Origin of the sequence: Kocuria sp. KD4, from assembly GCF_011769905.1 — a bacterium.
GTDB classification, from domain to species: domain Bacteria; phylum Actinomycetota; class Actinomycetes; order Actinomycetales; family Micrococcaceae; genus Kocuria; species Kocuria marina.
The window spans coordinates 2,456,790-2,473,916 of the sequence record NZ_CP050449.1 but is presented as its reverse complement, the minus strand read 5'-3'; the positions used below and the strand labels follow the sequence as shown (position 1 = coordinate 2,473,916).

Below are 17,127 nucleotides of genomic sequence, written 5' to 3'. Positions count from 1 at the left end.
CACCACGGGGGACGTGCGAAGGGGCGCGGCTGAGGCGCACCGGAGCAGAACTGGGGGAGATTTCATGCGTATTGCCGGGCAGGCAACTTTCTTGACGGACCACGACCACACCATCCACGCGTGGGTCCACGGCCCCGCGGACGATCGTGTGCGCGGCGCCGTGATCGTGGCGCCGGCCTTGGCGCGCGAGGAGGTCGTGAGTCACCGCAGCATGCGCCTCGTGGCCGCGCGCGCCGCGGAATCCGGGTGGCTCGTGATCCGCCTGGCGTGGAGCGGGACCTCCGAATCCGGTGCGCGTCCGGCCCTGAGCAACCCGCTCGAGGTGTGGCACGAGGACCTCGCGGTGGCCCACAGTGCCGCGCGGGAGCTCGTAGGACCTGATCTGCCCGTGCACGGGATCGGGCTGCGCATCGGTGCGGGTGTGCTCGCGACCTCACCCCTGCCGTTCGATCGGCGCGTGCTGTGGGAACCGGTCTCGGGCGCCGTCTACATGCGCCAGTACACGGGCCTGCGGCGCACGAGCGGGTTGATCCTGCCGCCTGAGGTCCCCGACGGCGTGGAGATCGGCGGCGCACACTTCACCGACGCCGAAGCCGCGGCCATCCGCGCCCTACCGGATCCCCGCAAGATCAAGACCCCGGGTCTGATCACGGTGCGCGAGGAGGACCGGCGCATCGCCAAGAAGTTATACGGCGTGGCCGCGATCTACGCGAAGGCGAGTCCGGAGGCGATCGCCGCCCTCGTGGGTCGACTGGACGATTCCGTCCCCACGACGTCCCACAGGGAGGACTGGGTGGACGTGAGCGGCTGGCGTCCCACGACGACCGCGTGCTTCCATGTGGCGGAGTTCGGCGCGGAGGTCCAGGAGGACCTGCTGGAGCTGGGCCCGGACCACTTGCCGGCCTCCTACACCCACCCCGTGGGCCGCGACGGCACCGGGGCCGGCGCGGTGGTGCTCGCACCGCCGTCCGCGGACCCCAAGGACGGGCCCACGGGACTGTGGACCGTGCAGGCACGCCGACTCGCCGCGCGCGGTGTCCCCGCGCTGCGCATCGAGCGTCACCACTGCGGTGACGCCGCTGGCCTGGACGAGGTCAAGGACATCAACCCTTACACGGGGCAGGGCGTGGCGGACCTGGACCTGGGTGCCGCGTGGCTGGCCGAGCGCACCGGGGAAAAAGTCACCGGGGTGGGGCTGTGCGTGGGCGGCTGGCTGGTCGCCATGGCCCCGCCCACGAGCGCCATGACCACCCGCGTGGTGCTCAACAACGTGGCGTGGCGCGCGGCGGAGAGCTACTACGACAAGCTCTATCGCAACTGGGACGTGGACGCCGTGCTGGAACAGCTGCGCACCATGAGCGACGTGGAGGTCACCACGAGCTGGCGCACGCGCGCCAAGGACCGGGTGCGCCGCCGCATGCCGTACATCGCGTGGCTCGTGCTGGGCCGGCGCAACATCCCCAACGTTCCCGAGGTGGTCATGGAGTACGCGTCCCGGGGCGCCGAGGTCACGTTCTACTTCGGGCCGGAGGACGGTCTGCTCTTCCAGCAGGAACGCGGGGAGGAGGGTCTGGCCCGGTTGCAGCGCCAGGGCCGCCGGATCAGGGTGGCCCACGTGCCCGCCCTGGACCACTCCCTCCAGGCCCACGCCTCACGCCTCACGGCCCTCGAGATCGTGGACGCCGCCCTGGGCCTGAGCCCCTCACCCGCCGAGGTGGTCGTCCCGTGCGCCGTCTGAGAACACGCAGCGCCCGCGCGCTCGCCGGGTGCGCCCTCACGGCCGTGCTGCTGAGCGGCTGCGCGGCCGGCGGGTCCGGCGACCACGCGCCGTCCTCCTCCGGTGAGAGCCTGGGTTTCGACGACGCCGCGCTGTCCCAGGTGGGTTTCGCGGACCCGCAGCAACTCACGCAACCGTCCCACGGGATCACCGTGACGGGTGCGCGGGGGCTCTCGGAGCGGGCCGCGGAACTCGCGGTGAGCACGGACCAGGTCTCTGCCGAGGCCCCGGGCGGGCGCAACTCGGTGGTGGTGATCACCCCGCAGGACTACGACCCCGCGAAGAAGTACCCGGTGGTGTATCTCCTCCCGGGCAGCGGTGCCACGGAGTCCCCTGCCCTGCAGTGGTACGAGGCGGGTCAGGCCGAGCAGCTCACCCAGGGTCTGCCCGTGATCACTGTCATCGTGAGCGGGGGCAAGGTGGGCTGGTACTCGGACTGGGCGTCCCAGGAGGAACTCACGCAGAACTGGGAGACATTCCACCTGGACCAGGTGGTCCCGTGGGTGGATCAGCACCTGTCCACCAGGGCGGACCGCGAGCACCGCGTGATCATCGGCAACTCGATGGGCGGGTACGGCGCCATGCGCTACGCCGAGCAACGTCCCGATCTCTTCGGGGAGGCCGTGAGCCTGTCCGGGTTGCTGGACCTGTCCTCGGATGAGGCCAAGCAGACGATCGCCACGGGATCCCAGGAGGCCACGGGCCGCACCGATTCGGTGTTCGGCAACGGCTCGGTCACGACCGAGGAACAGTGGCGTGCGAACGATCCCGCGGTCCGGAGCGGAGAGCTCAAGAATGTCCACGTGCAACTCTTCGCCGGTCGGGGCAACGGCCAGGAGGGGGACATCGAACCCGCTCTGAAGGACACCACGGTGACCATGGCGCGCGAGCTCGAGTCACAGGGAGTGGATTACCAGTACACCGAGTACGGCCAGGCGGGCCAGTGCAACGGCGGCCACGAGTTCCCGTGCTGGACCCCCGCGGCCACGGTCGCCCTCGGGCGCTGGGCCGATCGGGTGGGCGTGAAGCACACCTCGCCCCAGCCGTCGGTGCCCTCGGCATTCGAGGACGTGACCTCACGGAGTTCGTCATGACGAGCGCGCCCGTGGCCGTGACACGCGGGACCGAGGCAGGGGACGGCGTCGTCGGCGTACCCCGCGTGGGCTGCGACCTGCAGGAGGTCGCGCCCGTGGCCGAAGCGCTCGCGCAGCGCGGGCAGCGGTACCTGCGGGCACTGTTTGCGCCCGAGGAGATCGCCGACCTCACGCGTCCGGACGGACGCCCGCTCGCGGCGGAGTCCGTGGCGGGGCGCTTCGCGGCCAAGGAGGCCGTGCTGAAGGTCTTGCGCCCGAGCGCCGACGACGCCGTGGCCTGGCCCCAGATCATGATCCGCTCGGACGCCCACGGTGCCCCTCGCGTGGAACTGCGGGGCACGGCCGCCCGCCTGGCCCGCGGCGCCGGACTCGGGGCGTGGAGCGTGAGCACGTCCCACGACGGAGGCTTCGCGATGGCCGTGGCCCTGGCCATCCGCTCACCCCAGCCCTGACCGGAGGCCAGACCACCGCGCCGACCGGTACCCGGGGCGCGGACATCGAAAACCACCACATCAACCGAAAGAGGTTCACCCCATGGATTCCACCACCATCGAGACCACCGTCCGCTCCGTGCTGGGCCAGCACGGGAAGCTGTCCGAGGACGCCGGGACGATCGCCGCGGATGCGGACCTGTACCGCGCAGGCATGACCTCCCACGCGTCCGTGAACGTGATGCTGGGCCTGGAGGACGAGTTCGACATCGAGTTTCCTGAGGAGCGCCTGACCAAGGCCACGTTCACGTCCATCAACTCCATCACCGAGGCCGTGGAGGCGATCAACAATGACTGATCATGCAGTACTGACCGACACCCCGCAGCGGGGTGCCGAGGACACCGACCGGGCCGAGCGGGTCGCCGCGCGCGCGGAGGCCGTGGCCGCCGTGGCCCGCGAGTTCGCGGACGCGGTGGACTCGGAGTCCCGGTTCCCGCGGGAGGCCATCGAGGAGGCCCGCGCCCAGGGCCTGTTGGCCGCGCCGATCCCGGAGGCGGACGGCGGGCTGGGCTACAGCATCACCGAGCTGTGTCGGATGCTCGAGCGCGTGGGTCGGGAGTGCACCTCCACGGCCATGATCCTGGCCATGCACCACTCCCAGGTGCTGTGCCTCACCCGCCACGCGGACACCGACTTCCTGCGGGACTACACCCGCCGTGTGGCCGCCGAGGGGCTGTTGTTGGCCTCCGCCACGACCGAGGCCCAGATCGGCGGGGACACCCGCAATTCCACGTGCGCCGTGCGCCCGATCGAGGACGGCCGGGTGGCCCTGCACAAGAGCTGCCCCGTGATCTCCTACGGTGCGTACGCGGACGCGATCCTGGTGACCGCGCGGCGCAGCGAGGACGCGGCGTCGAGCGACCAGGTGCTGTTGGTGGTCGAGGCCGAGAACCTGCAGCTGGACCGCCAGCGTGGCTGGGACGCCCTGGGGATGCGGGGCACGTGCTCCGAGTCCTTCGAGCTGGACGCCACCACGCCCGCGGACGCCATGTTCACGGTGCTGTTCGAGACGATCTCCGCGCAGACCATGCTCCCGGCGGCCCACTGTCTGTGGGCCTCCGCGTGGTTGGGCATGGCTACCCAGGCCGGGCTCACCGCCCGGTCCGTCGTGCAAAAGGCCGCGCGTAAGACCCCGGGGACCACACCGCCGTCCGCGCTGCGACTCGCGGAACTCGAGGTGCAGCTGCAGTCCATGACAGACGTGGTGCGTGCGAGCGTGGCCCGCTACGAGGCCGCGTGGGACGATCCGGCCGTGACCGAGTCCATGCAGTTCGCGATCGCCATGAACACCCTCAAGGTCTCGGGCGCGGAAGCAGTGCGCCGGATCGTGGGGGACGCCATGGTGATCGTGGGCATCACCGCTTTCGCCAATCGTTCGCCCGTGAGCCTGGCCCGGTTGTACCGGGACAGCATCGGGCCCTCGGTCATGGTCAACAACGACCGCATCCTGCTCCACACCGCCACACTCCAACTCGTTTCCAGGGGGCAACGATGAGCGCCACGGACACCACACAGGACCTCTCCCAGCTGCAGGACACCTTCCGCGAGGGCCTCGAAGCCCACGGCTGGTTTCTGCCCACCCTCGGGGACGGCGTGATTGGGCTCGGTCCGCAGGCCGAGGACGTCGTGCAGGGCATCGCCGCGGCGGCCCGCAAGGTCGCGGCGCGGCTGTCCCCGGACGCGGGAACGCGCCGGTTGCGCTTCCCACCGGTCAACGGGACCCGGTTGCTCGAGCGCACCGACTACGTCGCGTCCTTCCCGCAACTACTCGGGACCATCTCCGCGTTCGAGGGCGACAACAAGGCCCACCGTGAGCTGCTCGCCACGTACGAGGAGCACGGTGACTGGTCCGCCCAGCTCACCCCGGCCGGCCACGCGCTGGTCCCCGCGGTGTGCCACCCCTTGTACGCGTACCTCGAGGGCTCGCAGGTGGACGGCTCGGTGTTCGAGCTCGTGGGCGAGTGTTACCGCCACGAGCCCAGCCCGGACCCCATGCGTTTCGTGACCTTCCGGATGTTCGAGGCGGTGTGCCTGGGCACGCCGCAGGAGGCCCGGGAGCACCGCGAGAAGTGGCTCGAGGCGGGGACCAACCTGCTGAGCTCCCTGGGGCTCGAGGTCCAGGCGGACACCGCCAACGACCCGTTCTTCGGCCGCGCGGGCAAGTTGCTCAGCGCGGGTCAGCGTGAGGCGCAGCTGAAGTTCGAGATCCTCACGGAGGTCTACCCGGGCCACCCCACGGCGATCGCCTCGGCGAACCTGCACGAGGACCACTTCGGCGAGGCTTTCAGCATGCACACCGCCGACGGTGCCGTGGCCCACTCCGCGTGCTTCGGCTTCGGTCTGGAGCGGGTGGCCCTGGCCCTGGCCATGCGCCACGGTTTCGACACCGCCGCGTGGCCCGTGACCGTGCGTCAGGAACTGGGGTTGCCATGACCGCCGTGACCGTGAACCACGGTGGGCCGGCGGATACCGCGTCCGTGCGGGAGCCCTTCGGCCACGAGGTCCTGGCGGTGCGCGGGTGCGAGTCGCTCACCGTGGCCAACGCCCCGCGTTCCGTGCTGCACGACCCGGCGGAACCGTGGTCGCCCACGAACTGCTACATGGACGTGTGGATCGGGCTTATCGCGACCCTCGGGTTGGACCCGCTGCCCATGCTCGGGGCCGCGTTCAGCGCAGACTTCCTGGGCGACCAATGGGAGTTCCTCAAGCCCCGGCAGGAGGACCTCGAGACGCTCTACGGCCTCACGGTGGGGGAGTACGACACGTGGCGGCCCCTGGCCGAGCACATCCAGCTGGTGATGTCCCGCGGGGACGCCCTGATCGTGGAGGTGGACGCGTACCACCTCCCGGACACCGAGGGCGTGTCCTACGGGCGGGCCCACACCAAGACGTCCATCGTGCCGTTGCGCCTGGATCCGCTCGCGGGGGAGCTCGTCTACCTGCACAACGACGGTGTCCACGTGCTGCACGGGGAGGACCTCGACAACGCGCTGGGCACGGGTGTGGGTTCCGGGCGGGTCCCGTACCCGTACGTGGAACTCGTGCGCCTGGACGGCATCCGGTCCCTGGCGCCCGAGGCGCTGTGGCAGCGCGCCGTGGAGATCGCGCGGGGGCACGTGCGCCGCGCTCCTGATGCCGGGGCGGGGAATTCCGCGCGCCCCGATCCGGCCGACCGGCTCGTGGCCGCGATCCGGGAGCACGTCCCGGTGCTCGCCGAGCGGGGCATGGAGTACTTCCACCAGTACTCGTTCGCGACGACGCGCCAGGCCGGTCTCACGTCCGGGCTCGCCGCCCACGCGTGCCGGTACCTGTCCCGCGGTGCGCAGGAGTGGCCGAGCGACGTGGACGCGGAGCAGCTGATCGAGGCCGCCGAGCAGTTCGATGCCGCCGCCGGCGCCGCCAAGGCCCTGCAGTTCAAGCTCGCCCGGGCGGCCTCGGGCAGGACACCGCGCATCGACTCGTCCGCGGAGGCGTTCGTGGCCGGGCACACCGCGGGCATGCGCGCGGTGCGTGAGGCCCTGGGCCTGGGGGAGTGACCGGGGTGCGCGACGCCGCGTGGACGCTCCGGCGCCTCGACCCGTCGCAGGACCCGGGCGATGCCCTCGCTCGTGGGATTCCCGCGCGGGTCCCGGGGACGGTGTCCGGTGCCCTGCGGGACGCCCTCGGGGAGGACCGCGTGGCCACCGTGCTGGCCACTGACGGTCCCGACACCGTGTGGGAGTACCGCACCCGGGTCACCACCGCCGGTGGTCGGCACCGGTTCATGTCCACGGGCGTGGCCACCGTGGCGCAGCTGCTGGTTGCGGACCGGGTCGTGCACGAGTCCCATAGTGCCTTCGCACCGTGGGACGTGATCGTGGAGCTACCGTCCGGGCCGTGTGAGATCGCCCTGCGGGTCCTGCCCACGGCGTCCGTGAGTGTGCCGCGCAAGCCGCGCGCCCGCTGGTTGTCGCCGCTCGTGTCCGACCGCTCCCTGCGGTGGCGCCGCACCCCGCTGATCGGCTCGATCGACTGGCCCGGTGCGCTGCCCGTCCTGGGTCCGTGGGGCGGCCTGCGCGCTGTCCCACTTCCTTCTTCCGCCGCCGACGACGACACTCCCCACCCCTCGCTCGGACTCGTACCGCGCGCGGTGCGCACGCGGGTCGGGGAGGACGGTAGCGGCGTCGTGACCGTGGAACTCGGCCCGACCACGGGTACGACCCCGGATCTTTACGCGGACACGGCCGGGAGCGCGGACACGGCCGGGAGCGCGGGCGCGGCCGCGGAGCTGGCGGGCGTCGGATGTTCAGCGGACCCGGATGTTCCGGTGGCCCGCGGCGCTACGGTGGAACATGCGCGTGAAACCGTACACATCACCGTGGAGCCTCCCTATGAGGTGGACGCGCAGCCGGTGACCGCCGAGTGCGTCGTGACCGCGTCCGATGCCACATCGCGCGAAACGTTCACCGTGGACGTGGCCGTGCCCGACCCCGCGCTGTGGTGGCCGCACGGGATGGGCGAGCAACCGCTGTACCGGGTGCGGGTGCGCACCGGGCAGGGGGAATGCACGTACGCCGTGGGGTTCCGGTCGGTGTGTGCCGAACCGCGGGACCGGGACCATCGCGGTTTGGCCCTGCGGATCAATGACGTCCCCGTGTTCGCGAGGGGTGCCGTGTGGGCCGGTGCGGACCCCTTCGAGGTGGCCGCGGACCCGCAGCGCACCCGCGACGTGCTGGAACGCCTGCACGCGGGCGGCAGCACCATGATCCGCGTCCCGGGGACGGCGTGCTACGAGACCGAGGACTTCCACCGCGCGTGCGACGAGCTGGGTCTCATGGTCTGGCAAGACGTGGCCCTGGGGCCTCAGGACCCGCCGGACGATCCCGAGTGGCGCGCCGGGCTGCGCCACGAGGTCCGATACCTCGCCTCACGGTTGGCCTCTCATCCGTCCACGGTCGTGATCTCCGGGGGCACCGAGGTCATCCAGGCCCCCGTGCTCGCGGGCCGGCCCGCCGAGCAGTGGCGCACAGACGTGGTCCTGCGGGACGTTCCCCGCGCGGTCGGGGAGGCCGATGCGGACGTGGTGGTCGTCCCGTCCTCTCCGTGCTCGGACGCGGACCTGGACGCCGCGCAGCACGCGTACGAGACGGGCGAGGCCTCGGGGGAGCGGGCGTCGTCGTCGTCGGTGCCGACCGTCGCTCCCACGGACGCGGCCGATGGCGTGTCCCACTATTTCGGGGTGGGGGCCTACGGGCGACCGCTCGAGGACGCGGTGACCCGCGGGGTGCGGTTCGCTGCGGAGGCGCTGGCCTTCGCGGTGCCGCCGGAACCCGCCGCGGTGCGGGAGCAATTCGGGACGGACGGTCCGCTGGACGATGGGGATTCCGCGGACGCGTGGCGCGCCGGTGTGGCCCACGACCCGGGGGCGGAATGGACCTTCGAGGACACCACCGCGATCTATGTCCACCGACTGTTCCTGGACCGGGACAGCGATCCGGACGCCGGTCTGGCGACCCCGGGGCAGCCAGCGTCCGACGGCGCAGGGACGGGTCACGTCGAGCGCCTCGAGTACGAGCGCGCCGCGCTCGCCCACGTGTTCCAGCGGACTTTCGCCCAGTGGCGCAGCAGGGATTCGCCGTGCCGGGGAGCGCTCGTGCTCTCGGCGCTGTCCATGGCCGCGGGGCCCGGGTGGGGTGTCCTGGATGCTTCCGGGCGGCCCACCGCCGCGTGGTACGGGATGCGCCGGGCGTGCGCGCCCGTGGCCGTGTCCTTCCTCCCCGCCGGCGGCGACGGACTACCCGTCCATGTCTGGAACGACGGCCCGACCCCGCTCACGGCCACACTGCGACTGACCGTGGCCACGGTGCACGGCGGCTGCCAGCAACCCCTCGACATCCCGGTCACGGTGCCCGCGCGCGGCGAGACCGTGATCCGCGCGGACCTCGCGGACGGTACGTTCCGGGACCTTGACCACGCGTACGGTTTCGGCGAGCGGGAGTACGACGCCGTGTCCGCCCAGCTCGTGAACCCCTCCGGTCGCGTGCTCGCCCGGGACGTCCACCTGACCGGCGGACCGCGACGCAACGATGCACCCGATCCGGGACTTGACGCTCACTGGGTCAGGACGGAACAGGGGGAGTGGTCGGTGGCCGTGACGGCGTTCGGACTTGCGCGATTCGTGGCCCTGGACCTGCCCCGCGGGGCCGTGGCCGAGGACGGCTACGTCCATGTACTCCCGGGTGAGACGGTGCACGTTCCGGTCAGCGGAGCCCTCGCCGACGAGGGTCGTGCGGCCGCGCGGGTGCGGGCGCTGGGCGTCCCATCGGTACCGGTGGGCGCCGAGTCCGAGTAGCCGACGATCTCTCAACGGGCCGGGTGAAGCGTCACCTCATGACGGCCCCATGAGCCGTATCGACGAGAGAGCCCCGCACGTGCTGGCAACGCCACCCGTGCGGGGCTCCTGAGTCATTTGCCGGCGGCTGTCATCGGCCCGCTGTCCCGTACGCGCCGCGGTTCACACCTCGGGCACGTACGCCAGGACGTAATCCACCATCCGGCGGCACGATTCTGTGGCGAACAGCGAGTGGTCCAACGGGTCCAGGACGGTGAGCGTGCTGCGCGGGCCCAGGCGCTGGGGTGTGACCCCGCAGTGCTTGGCATCGGCGGGTCCGAAGACCGCGTCCACCGTGAGTCCGGGGATCTTGGCGAGCCGGCGCAGCGTGGGCTGCGGGACGTCGATGACCCCCACCCCGGCCGCGAGCGCATTGACCCGAGGTGACGCGTTGCGGGCGCGGTGACGGGTGCCGCGTACCACAGTGCGCGCCGTCGTCCCCACGTAGGCGTTGAGCCCGGCCAGGACGGCATCCCAGCGGGAGCCGGCGGGTGCGTCGTCGGCGGCGGGAGCGGACGACGGCGCTGCCGCCGCCTCATCCTGCCCGGGCAGGGTCGGGGCCAGGGGGCCGCCGCGCAGGCCCTGGCGCCAGTAGCGCCACGGTGCCCGCTGCCACGCGACGTTGTTGATGACCATGAGCGTGAGTCGTTCGCTCACGGTTGCGGGCAGTTCGTGGGCCGAGGCCACCAGGCCCCACGCGCCCAGACAGATGCCTGCCCCCAGGAGCGGACCGTCCGTGAGTTCGCTCAGGTGCATCACGAGTTCCCGGGACTCGGTGAGCGTGTGGTGCGCGTACGGGTTGGAGTCCTGCGTGATGTCCGAGCGCACGAGCTCGCCGGTGTCGGAGCGTTCGGCGAGCAAGCACACGGCGCCGCGCGCGGACGCGAGCAGCGCGGTGCGCAGCCACAGACCGCCGGAGGCCTCCATGACCTCCGAACCTGGGGAGACGAACGCCAGCCCGGGGGCGTCGTGGTCGCGGGTCACCGGCTCGGTGATGATGGCCGGGCGTCGGGCGGCCCCGCTGGTCGAGCGCCGCAGCACCACGGGTGTCCCGGCCACGTCCACGGTGATCTCCTGCTCGGGGACCAGGCCGTCCCCGTCGGGACGAGCGGTGTCATCCGGTGTCGTCCCGGCCGGGGCGGCGTCCAGCGCGGCACGCACGGTGGCGATCAGACGGGCGGGGACGGCAGCCGCGCGGGGGTGCACGTTGATCGGGAGTGCGCCTGCTTCTTCGTCGGACAGGATGCGGATCCGACGATCGGGACTGTCCGCGGGCTCGGGAAGCGCCTTGAGCGCGGCCGCGCCGTGCGAGGACAGCTGCAGGTTCATCAGTTCCGTGCCCTCGCTCACGCGGGGCGGTAAGTCGGGCCCGCCCATGCGGCGCAGCGCGCTCTGGTGGCGCACCCACTGCTTACCGGACACGGGGGCCAGCACCAGCCGGGAGGCCCAGCCATGATCCTCGGTGGCGGCGAGCACGGTGCCGCCCAGGCTGAAGCCCACCCCGTGGACGGGACCGTGGGAGCTCGCCCAATCGCGGACGGTGGTCAGGTCGTCGACCCACAGTCCGGCGTCCACGGCTTCCTCGGCGGTGGGGCTCTGACCGGTCCCGGACCAGTCGAGGCGCACCACACGCCACCCGTGAGCGGCCAGCGCCCGGGCCGTGTGGATCATGCTGCGGGTCAGGGTCACGCGCTCGCGTCCCGGGGACCCCACGATGATGACGGTCCCGCCGCGCTCGGTGGCCGTGGGTTCGTGCACGTCCACCGCGATCCACCGGTTCCCGGCAGGCACCCACCCGTGGCGTACGGAGTCCTCCTCGCGAACGCGTGAGCGGTGGCCGGGCCTGGAACGGCGCAGCTGCGAGTACGTGAGCATGAATGACCCCCCAAGTAATACGTGTCTCCGTTGCGGGCGTCCGGTTCTTCCCCAAGAACCTCGGCGCGCTTGCCCCCTGACGAACTTTTGCCCAGACTAACCATTTTCCCCGGGACGGGCGGAGTGAACTGTGCAAAAGCATACGCCTTTGGCACGTGATTCCGGGGTTCCCGAGGGGAAATGCCTGCCCTCCCTTTAGGGGGTACTTAGGGCAGTTACCGGGTTTTCGCGGGGTCCCGCAGGTCGATCCCGAAGACCCGCTTCACCGCGGTGGTCACGTGGCGGCCATAGCGCTGCGAGGACGGCGTCGAGGAGAACGGCAGGAACCTACCGGGGACGTCCGGGTGGGTGATCTTCCCGTGGGTGGGCCCGGACGTGGTGACCTCGAAGCCCGCCCCGCGCAACCGTTCGAGTAGTTCCCTGCGGTTGGTGGGATAGCGGGTGCCGCTGCCCCCGGGTTTCGCGCCGGTGTGCTCGAGGGAGTCGGGGGTGTCCGCCCAGGTCTCGTCCGGGCGCCGGGCGATCGCCCACCCGCTGCGGTAGATCCCCACCACGCGGTGCTCCGCCCGGGTCACCTGTACGCACAGCCGGCCGCGCACGTAGTAGTCGGTGCGCCCGAGGTCCGCGGTCCAGGTGTCCTCGGGGTCCGCCACGACGGCTTGCAGCGCGCTCTCGCTCACGTCCCACACGCCCTGTACGACGACGCCGTCCGCGGGCACCTCGAGCGTCGGGGCCCCCGACAGATCGGAGTCCACGGTGTAGAACGCACGCTCGGGGGCAGTGGTGTCGGGGGTGATGCCCGCGCGCAACAGGCGAACGAACTCCGCGAGCTGCGGGTCCACCGTGAGCTCGCGTGGTGCTTCGGACGCGATGGGCGTGGTGGGTTCCCCGGCGGGGACCGTGCGCGGCCCGGGGCCCGGTTTGGGTGCCCCGCCCGTGGCAGGAACAGCACGGGTGCCGTCCGCGCCGGGAACTGTTCGGGGCCCGGGACCTGACCGAGGCATCCCGTCCGGCGCTGCTCCGGCCCGAGGTTCGGAGTCATCGCCGACGGCGTCCGCGTCCCCTTGCCGCTCGGAAGGGCGCCACGAGGTGTAGTCCACCGGACGGACGCCCAGTGCGGGGTCCTTGCGGCCGCGCATCGCGGCGGGGGAGGGGTGTGGAGTGCTCATGGCAGGTCCTCGGGCGGAAGGGGCGGTGTCCGTGCCACGCTGTCACGATACCGCCGGGATTGCCAGCGGGCGGGCGGCCCGAGCGGGGAAGGGGCGCGTGCGGCGTCGTCGTAGAATCGAGCGGGTGGAATGCGGATATTACGACCGGGACCTGTGCCGATCCTGCACGGTGATCGAGGTGCCCTACGCGCGGCAGCTCGCTCGCAAACAACAGCTCGTGCGCGACCTCGTGGACTCACACGGTGAGCCGCGGTGGCTCGAGCCGGTCGCGTCCGTGGAGGCGGGGTTCCGCAACAAGGCCAAGATGGTCGTGGCCGGGAAGGTCGGCGCACCGACCCTAGGCATCCTGGACCGCGGGGGCCGCGGGGTCGACCTGCGCGACTGCCCGCTCTACCCAGAACCCGTGACGCGCGCGATCCACGCGCTCGCCGAGTTCATCGCGCGGGTGCGGCTGTTGCCGTACGACGTGGCCAAGCGGCGCGGTGAGCTCAAACACCTGATCGTCACGGGGAACCCGGACGGGCGGCTCATGATCCGGTTCGTGCTGCGCAGCACCGGGCAGCTGGCCAAGATCCGGGACAACACGGATCTGCTGCGCGAGCTCGTGCCGCACGCGGACGTGCTCTCCGTGAACATCCAGCCCGAGCACAAGGCCGTGATCGAGGGCGCCGAGGAGATCCTGCTCTCGCGGCAGGGCGAGCTGATCATGCCGGTCAACGGCATCGACCTGCGAGTCCGGCCGCGCTCGTTCTTCCAGACGAACACACGGGTCACGGAGCAGCTGTACCGCCAGGTCGCGGACTGGGTGGACGCCGTGGACCCGGCGAGCGTGTGGGACCTGTACTGCGGGGTCGGGGGTTTCGCGCTGCATGTCGCCGCTCCCACGCGCGAGGTCGTGGGCACCGAGATCTCCGCCGAGGCCGTGGCCTCCGCCCGGGACACCGCCCGCGCCATGGAGCTACCGGATGAGGGTCCGGGCTCCGTGCGTTTCCTCGCCGACGACGCCGCCGCGACCCCCGCGGATCTGCCCGGCACCCCGGAGCTCGCGATCGTCAACCCGCCCCGCCGCGGGCTGGAAGCGTCCCTGTGTGCGTGGCTCGAGAACTCATCGGTGGATCATGTCGTGTACTCGTCGTGCAACGCCACGACGCTCGCGCGGGACCTGGGCCGGATGCCGTCCTTGCGGCCCGTGGAAGCACGACTGCTGGACATGTTTCCCCACACCGGACACTACGAGGTCGCGGTCCTGCTGCGCAGGGGGTGAGGGGCGGGACTACCGGTTCGATGCCGGCGACCCGGCGAGGCTGACGACGGCGCCGGGCCCGGCGCCGTCGTCCCGGGTCGCGGACGGGCACGCGCATCGAAGAAGCGTCCCGGGGTGCCCTGTCGAGCACCCTGGGACGCTTCGGATGCTTACCGCGAAGGCGCGGACTACGAGTTCGCCGCCGCCATGGCCCGCAGCTTGGTCACCGCCTCGTTCACCATGTCCGGCACGGACTGATCGATGTCGAGCTTGTAGCCGCCCTCCTCCTGCGCGAGCGGCTCGAGGGTGTCCAGCTGGGACTGCAGCAGCGTGGCCGGCATGAAGTGCCCGCTGCGGCCCTCGATCCGCCGGGTCAGCACCGCCACGGACCCATCCAGGTGCAGGAACAACGCCGACGGCGCTTGCGAGCGGATCAGTTCCCGGTACTTGCGCTTGAGCGCGGAGCACGCGATCACCATGCCCTCGTGCTGTTCACCCCGCTCGTGCAGGGTGCGGCCCACGATCTCGAGCCAGGGCCAGCGGTCGTCGTCGTCGAGCGGCGTGCCCGAGGCCATTTTCTGGACGTTCTCGATGGGGTGCAGGCTGTCCCCGTCGACGAAGTCCACACCCAGCTCGTGGGCCACGAGCGTGCCGATCGTGGTCTTGCCCGACCCCGAGACGCCCATGACCACCACGAGCGGTGCGATGTCCGTGCTCACCTCGCTCACCGGTCGTGCACCGTGCCGTCGGTGAGGCGGTTGTAGGGCAGGTGCGCGGTGGTGTACTCGTACTTCTCCGCCTCATCCTCGTCGATCTCCACGCCCAGGCCCGGGGTGTCGGAGGGGTGCAGCAGACCGTTCTCGAACGTCATGTACTGACGGAAGACCTGGTTGGTCTTCTCCAAGTGAGGCATGTACTCCTGCAGGCCGAAGTTGTGGATGGCCATGCCCACGTGCAGCTGCGCCGCGAACCCCACGGGGGAGACGTCCGTGGAGCCGTGAAAGCCGGACTTGACCTGGTACATCGCGGCGTAGTCCATGACCTTCTTCAGCGGGGAGATCCCGCCGAAGTGCGTGGACGCGCAGCGCACGTAGTCGATCAGCTGTTCGGAGATCAGGTCCTTGATGTCCCAGATCGTGTTGAAGACCTTGCCGATGGCGAGCGGCTGCGTGGTGTGCTGACGCACCAGCCGCAGGGCCTCCTGGTTCTCCGCCGGGGTGCAGTCCTCGAGCCAGAACAGGTCGTAGGGCTCGAGCGACTTGCCGAGCTTGGCTGCCTGGATGGGAGTCATGCGGTGGTGGCCGTCGTGCAACAGGGGCAGCTCCGGGCCGAACTCGTTGCGCACGGCCTCGAAGACGGACGGAATGTGGCGCAGGTACGCGCGGGTGTCCCAGTTCTCCTCCGCGGGCAGCGCGGCACGCTGTGCCGGCTGGTAGTCGGAGCGCTCGCCGGAGGCCTGCGGCTGGGCGGCCACGCCGTACAGCGCGGTGATCCCCGGGACCGAGGACTGCACGCGGATCGCGGTGTAGCCGTGCTCCTGCTCGGAGCGGATCGAGTCGAAGATCTCCTCGGTGTCCCGCCCGGAGGCGTGGCCGTACGTGGACAGCCCGCGGCGGGAGGCGCCACCGAGCAGCTGGTACACCGGCATGCCGGCCACCTTGCCCTTGATGTCCCACAGGGCCATGTCCACCGCGGCGATCGCGGCCATGGTCACGGGGCCGCGGCGCCAGTAGCCGGAGCGGTACAGGAACTGCCACGTGTCCTCGATGTTTGCCGGGTCGCGGTCGATCAGCAGGGGTGCCACGTGGTCGGACAGGTACGTGGCCACCGCCAGTTCGCGGCCGTTGAGGGTCGCGTCACCGATCCCGGTGACACCCTCGTCGGTCGTGAGCTTGAGCGTCACGAAGTTGCGTGAGGGACTGGTGACGATGACCTTGGCTTCGGTGATCTTCATGGTGTTTCCTCTCTGGAACGGTGGGCCCGCTCGATTATGGCGGATCAGCGTGTGGACGGGCCGGACCCGTCGCCGCGCTCGGACGGCACGGACGGGCCCTGGGTGGTCATGGGGTGGGAATCCCGGGCCGGGGCGGTCGGTGCGGGTCCCCGCGGGAGCCGGGACCTCACCGGGGCGTAGCTGCTCGTGGCCCATCTTGCGGGTGAACCAGACGGCGGAGTAGGTGGCACCCTCGGTGTGGATTCCGGTCTTGTACTCGCCGTACTCCACGGGTATCCAGAAGCACAGCAGGCTGGAGAGCAGCAGGGGCACGGAGTAGCACAGCAGGAACGGGCGGAACGTGTCCCAGCGGGTCATGGTCTTGTCCACCATGCGCCTTCGCGCGTCCACGAGCGGCAGGGCGCGCTCGGCGAGGGAGCGTTCCTCGTGGAGCAGTCCACGAGTCTGCATGAGCTGGGCATCAATCCGGTGACCGTTCTGCTGCGCAGCGCCATGTACGTCTCACCCATCGAGCTCGCGGTGTGGTGGATCGTGTTCTCCCTGGTCGTGGCGCCCAGGGAACATCGCTTCGGGTGGCGACGCGTGTTCGCCGGCTTCGTGATCGGGCACGTGGGTGCCACCGTGTCCACCGCGGCACTGCAGATGTGGGAGGCCCAGGCCTTCCCGAACCCCGACCTGATCCCGGAACGGATCGACGTGGGCGCGAGCTACGGGTTCTTCGCGTTCGCCGCGCTGGCCACCTATCACGGTTCCGTGCGCCGCAGGCTCCTGTGGGCCGCCGGGCTCGTGGCCGCGGCGGCCGGGGGAATGGTCCTGGACTTCGGATGGACGGCCATCGGGCACGCGATCGCGGTGCTGCTGGGTTTCGCGTGCTACCGACTCGTGAATCCCGACGCCGCCGTGCACCACGAGGCGCGCGTCCGGGCCCGGCGGTTGTACGGGATGGAGCACTGATCCGGCACGGGCCTCGGCCCGTGGGTTCGGATCGGCAGAGTTGGACCGCGCTACGGATTGCGACGGCGCAGCAGAGTTCGACGACGCTGCGGAGCCACTCGTCCCGGTTGCCCGCATGACGTGCGACCCCTAGTATGCAGCTTGTATCTATGCAACCCGCGGACTGATCGCGGTGGGTTGCCGCTCGCCCCACACCCCG

Annotated in this window: 14 protein-coding genes; 10 read left to right on the top strand and 4 right to left on the bottom strand. The window is 71.1% G+C overall.

What is annotated here, in order from left to right:
- Positions 1-91: 91 nt before the first annotated feature.
- The 8 genes from HBK84_RS11040 (at position 92) to HBK84_RS11005 (ending at position 9,694) form a co-directional block, all read left to right on the top strand.
- Entirely contained in the window at positions 92-1,738 is a 1,647-nt protein-coding gene (locus HBK84_RS11040) for a hypothetical protein (protein WP_167318908.1), read from the top strand.
- Positions 1,726-2,871, top strand: a complete 1,146-nt coding sequence (locus tag HBK84_RS11035) for an alpha/beta hydrolase family protein (RefSeq protein ID WP_167318907.1) — start codon at positions 1,726-1,728, stop codon at positions 2,869-2,871. Before HBK84_RS11040 ends, HBK84_RS11035 begins: the two co-directional genes overlap by 13 nt.
- Positions 2,868-3,323 (top strand): holo-ACP synthase, encoded by a 456-nt coding sequence (locus HBK84_RS11030; protein ID WP_129699753.1) that lies wholly within the window; start codon positions 2,868-2,870, stop codon positions 3,321-3,323. The genes HBK84_RS11035 and HBK84_RS11030 overlap by 4 nt, the downstream gene beginning before the upstream one ends.
- Before the next feature lie 82 nt (positions 3,324-3,405).
- Entirely contained in the window at positions 3,406-3,660 is a 255-nt protein-coding gene (locus HBK84_RS11025) for an acyl carrier protein (protein WP_167318906.1), read from the top strand.
- Entirely contained in the window at positions 3,653-4,858 is a 1,206-nt protein-coding gene (locus HBK84_RS11020; protein ID WP_098053639.1) for an acyl-CoA dehydrogenase family protein, read from the top strand. Before HBK84_RS11025 ends, HBK84_RS11020 begins: the two co-directional genes overlap by 8 nt.
- Positions 4,855-5,796, top strand: a complete 942-nt coding sequence (locus HBK84_RS11015) for a hypothetical protein (RefSeq protein WP_167318905.1) — start codon at positions 4,855-4,857, stop codon at positions 5,794-5,796. The genes HBK84_RS11020 and HBK84_RS11015 overlap by 4 nt, the downstream gene beginning before the upstream one ends.
- A complete protein-coding gene (locus HBK84_RS11010; RefSeq protein WP_167318904.1) occupies positions 5,793-6,899 on the top strand; it encodes a DUF1839 family protein in 1,107 nt (368 codons plus the stop codon). Before HBK84_RS11015 ends, HBK84_RS11010 begins: the two co-directional genes overlap by 4 nt.
- The gene (locus HBK84_RS11005; protein ID WP_167318903.1) at positions 6,896-9,694 is read left to right on the top strand and encodes a glycoside hydrolase family 2 protein; all 2,799 of its coding nucleotides are present in this window, start codon (positions 6,896-6,898) and stop codon (positions 9,692-9,694) included. Before HBK84_RS11010 ends, HBK84_RS11005 begins: the two co-directional genes overlap by 4 nt.
- 162 nt (positions 9,695-9,856) lie before the next feature.
- Here the strand turns inward: HBK84_RS11005 and HBK84_RS11000 are convergent, their stop codons facing one another.
- Together HBK84_RS11000 and HBK84_RS10995 are read right to left on the bottom strand one after the other, a co-directional pair.
- Positions 9,857-11,608, bottom strand: coding sequence for an alpha/beta hydrolase (locus tag HBK84_RS11000; protein ID WP_167318902.1), 1,752 nt, complete (start codon positions 11,606-11,608; stop codon positions 9,857-9,859).
- Positions 11,609-11,823: 215 nt separating this feature from the next.
- Positions 11,824-12,777, bottom strand: a complete 954-nt coding sequence (locus HBK84_RS10995; RefSeq protein WP_240918990.1) for a hypothetical protein — start codon at positions 12,775-12,777, stop codon at positions 11,824-11,826.
- Between the two features lie 124 nt (positions 12,778-12,901).
- Here HBK84_RS10995 and rlmC point away from each other — a divergent pair, with 124 nt between their 5' ends.
- Positions 12,902-14,041, top strand: coding sequence for a 23S rRNA (uracil(747)-C(5))-methyltransferase RlmC (gene rlmC, locus HBK84_RS10990; protein ID WP_167318901.1), 1,140 nt, complete (start codon positions 12,902-12,904; stop codon positions 14,039-14,041).
- A gap of 167 nt (positions 14,042-14,208) precedes the next feature.
- Here rlmC and HBK84_RS10985 read toward each other — a convergent pair whose 3' ends face one another.
- Together HBK84_RS10985 and manD are read right to left on the bottom strand one after the other, a co-directional pair.
- A complete protein-coding gene (locus HBK84_RS10985) occupies positions 14,209-14,748 on the bottom strand; it encodes a gluconokinase (RefSeq protein ID WP_240918989.1) in 540 nt (179 codons plus the stop codon).
- On the bottom strand, positions 14,745-15,974 hold the full coding sequence (gene manD / locus HBK84_RS10980) for a D-mannonate dehydratase ManD (RefSeq protein ID WP_167319206.1): 1,230 nt from the start codon (positions 15,972-15,974) through the stop codon (positions 14,745-14,747). Before manD ends, HBK84_RS10985 begins: the two co-directional genes overlap by 4 nt.
- A 426-nt stretch (positions 15,975-16,400) precedes the next feature.
- On the opposite strand from manD, the gene HBK84_RS10975 reads away from it, so the two are divergent.
- Entirely contained in the window at positions 16,401-16,928 is a 528-nt protein-coding gene (locus HBK84_RS10975) for a rhomboid-like protein (protein WP_167318900.1), read from the top strand.
- The last annotated feature ends 199 nt before the right edge of the window (positions 16,929-17,127 follow it).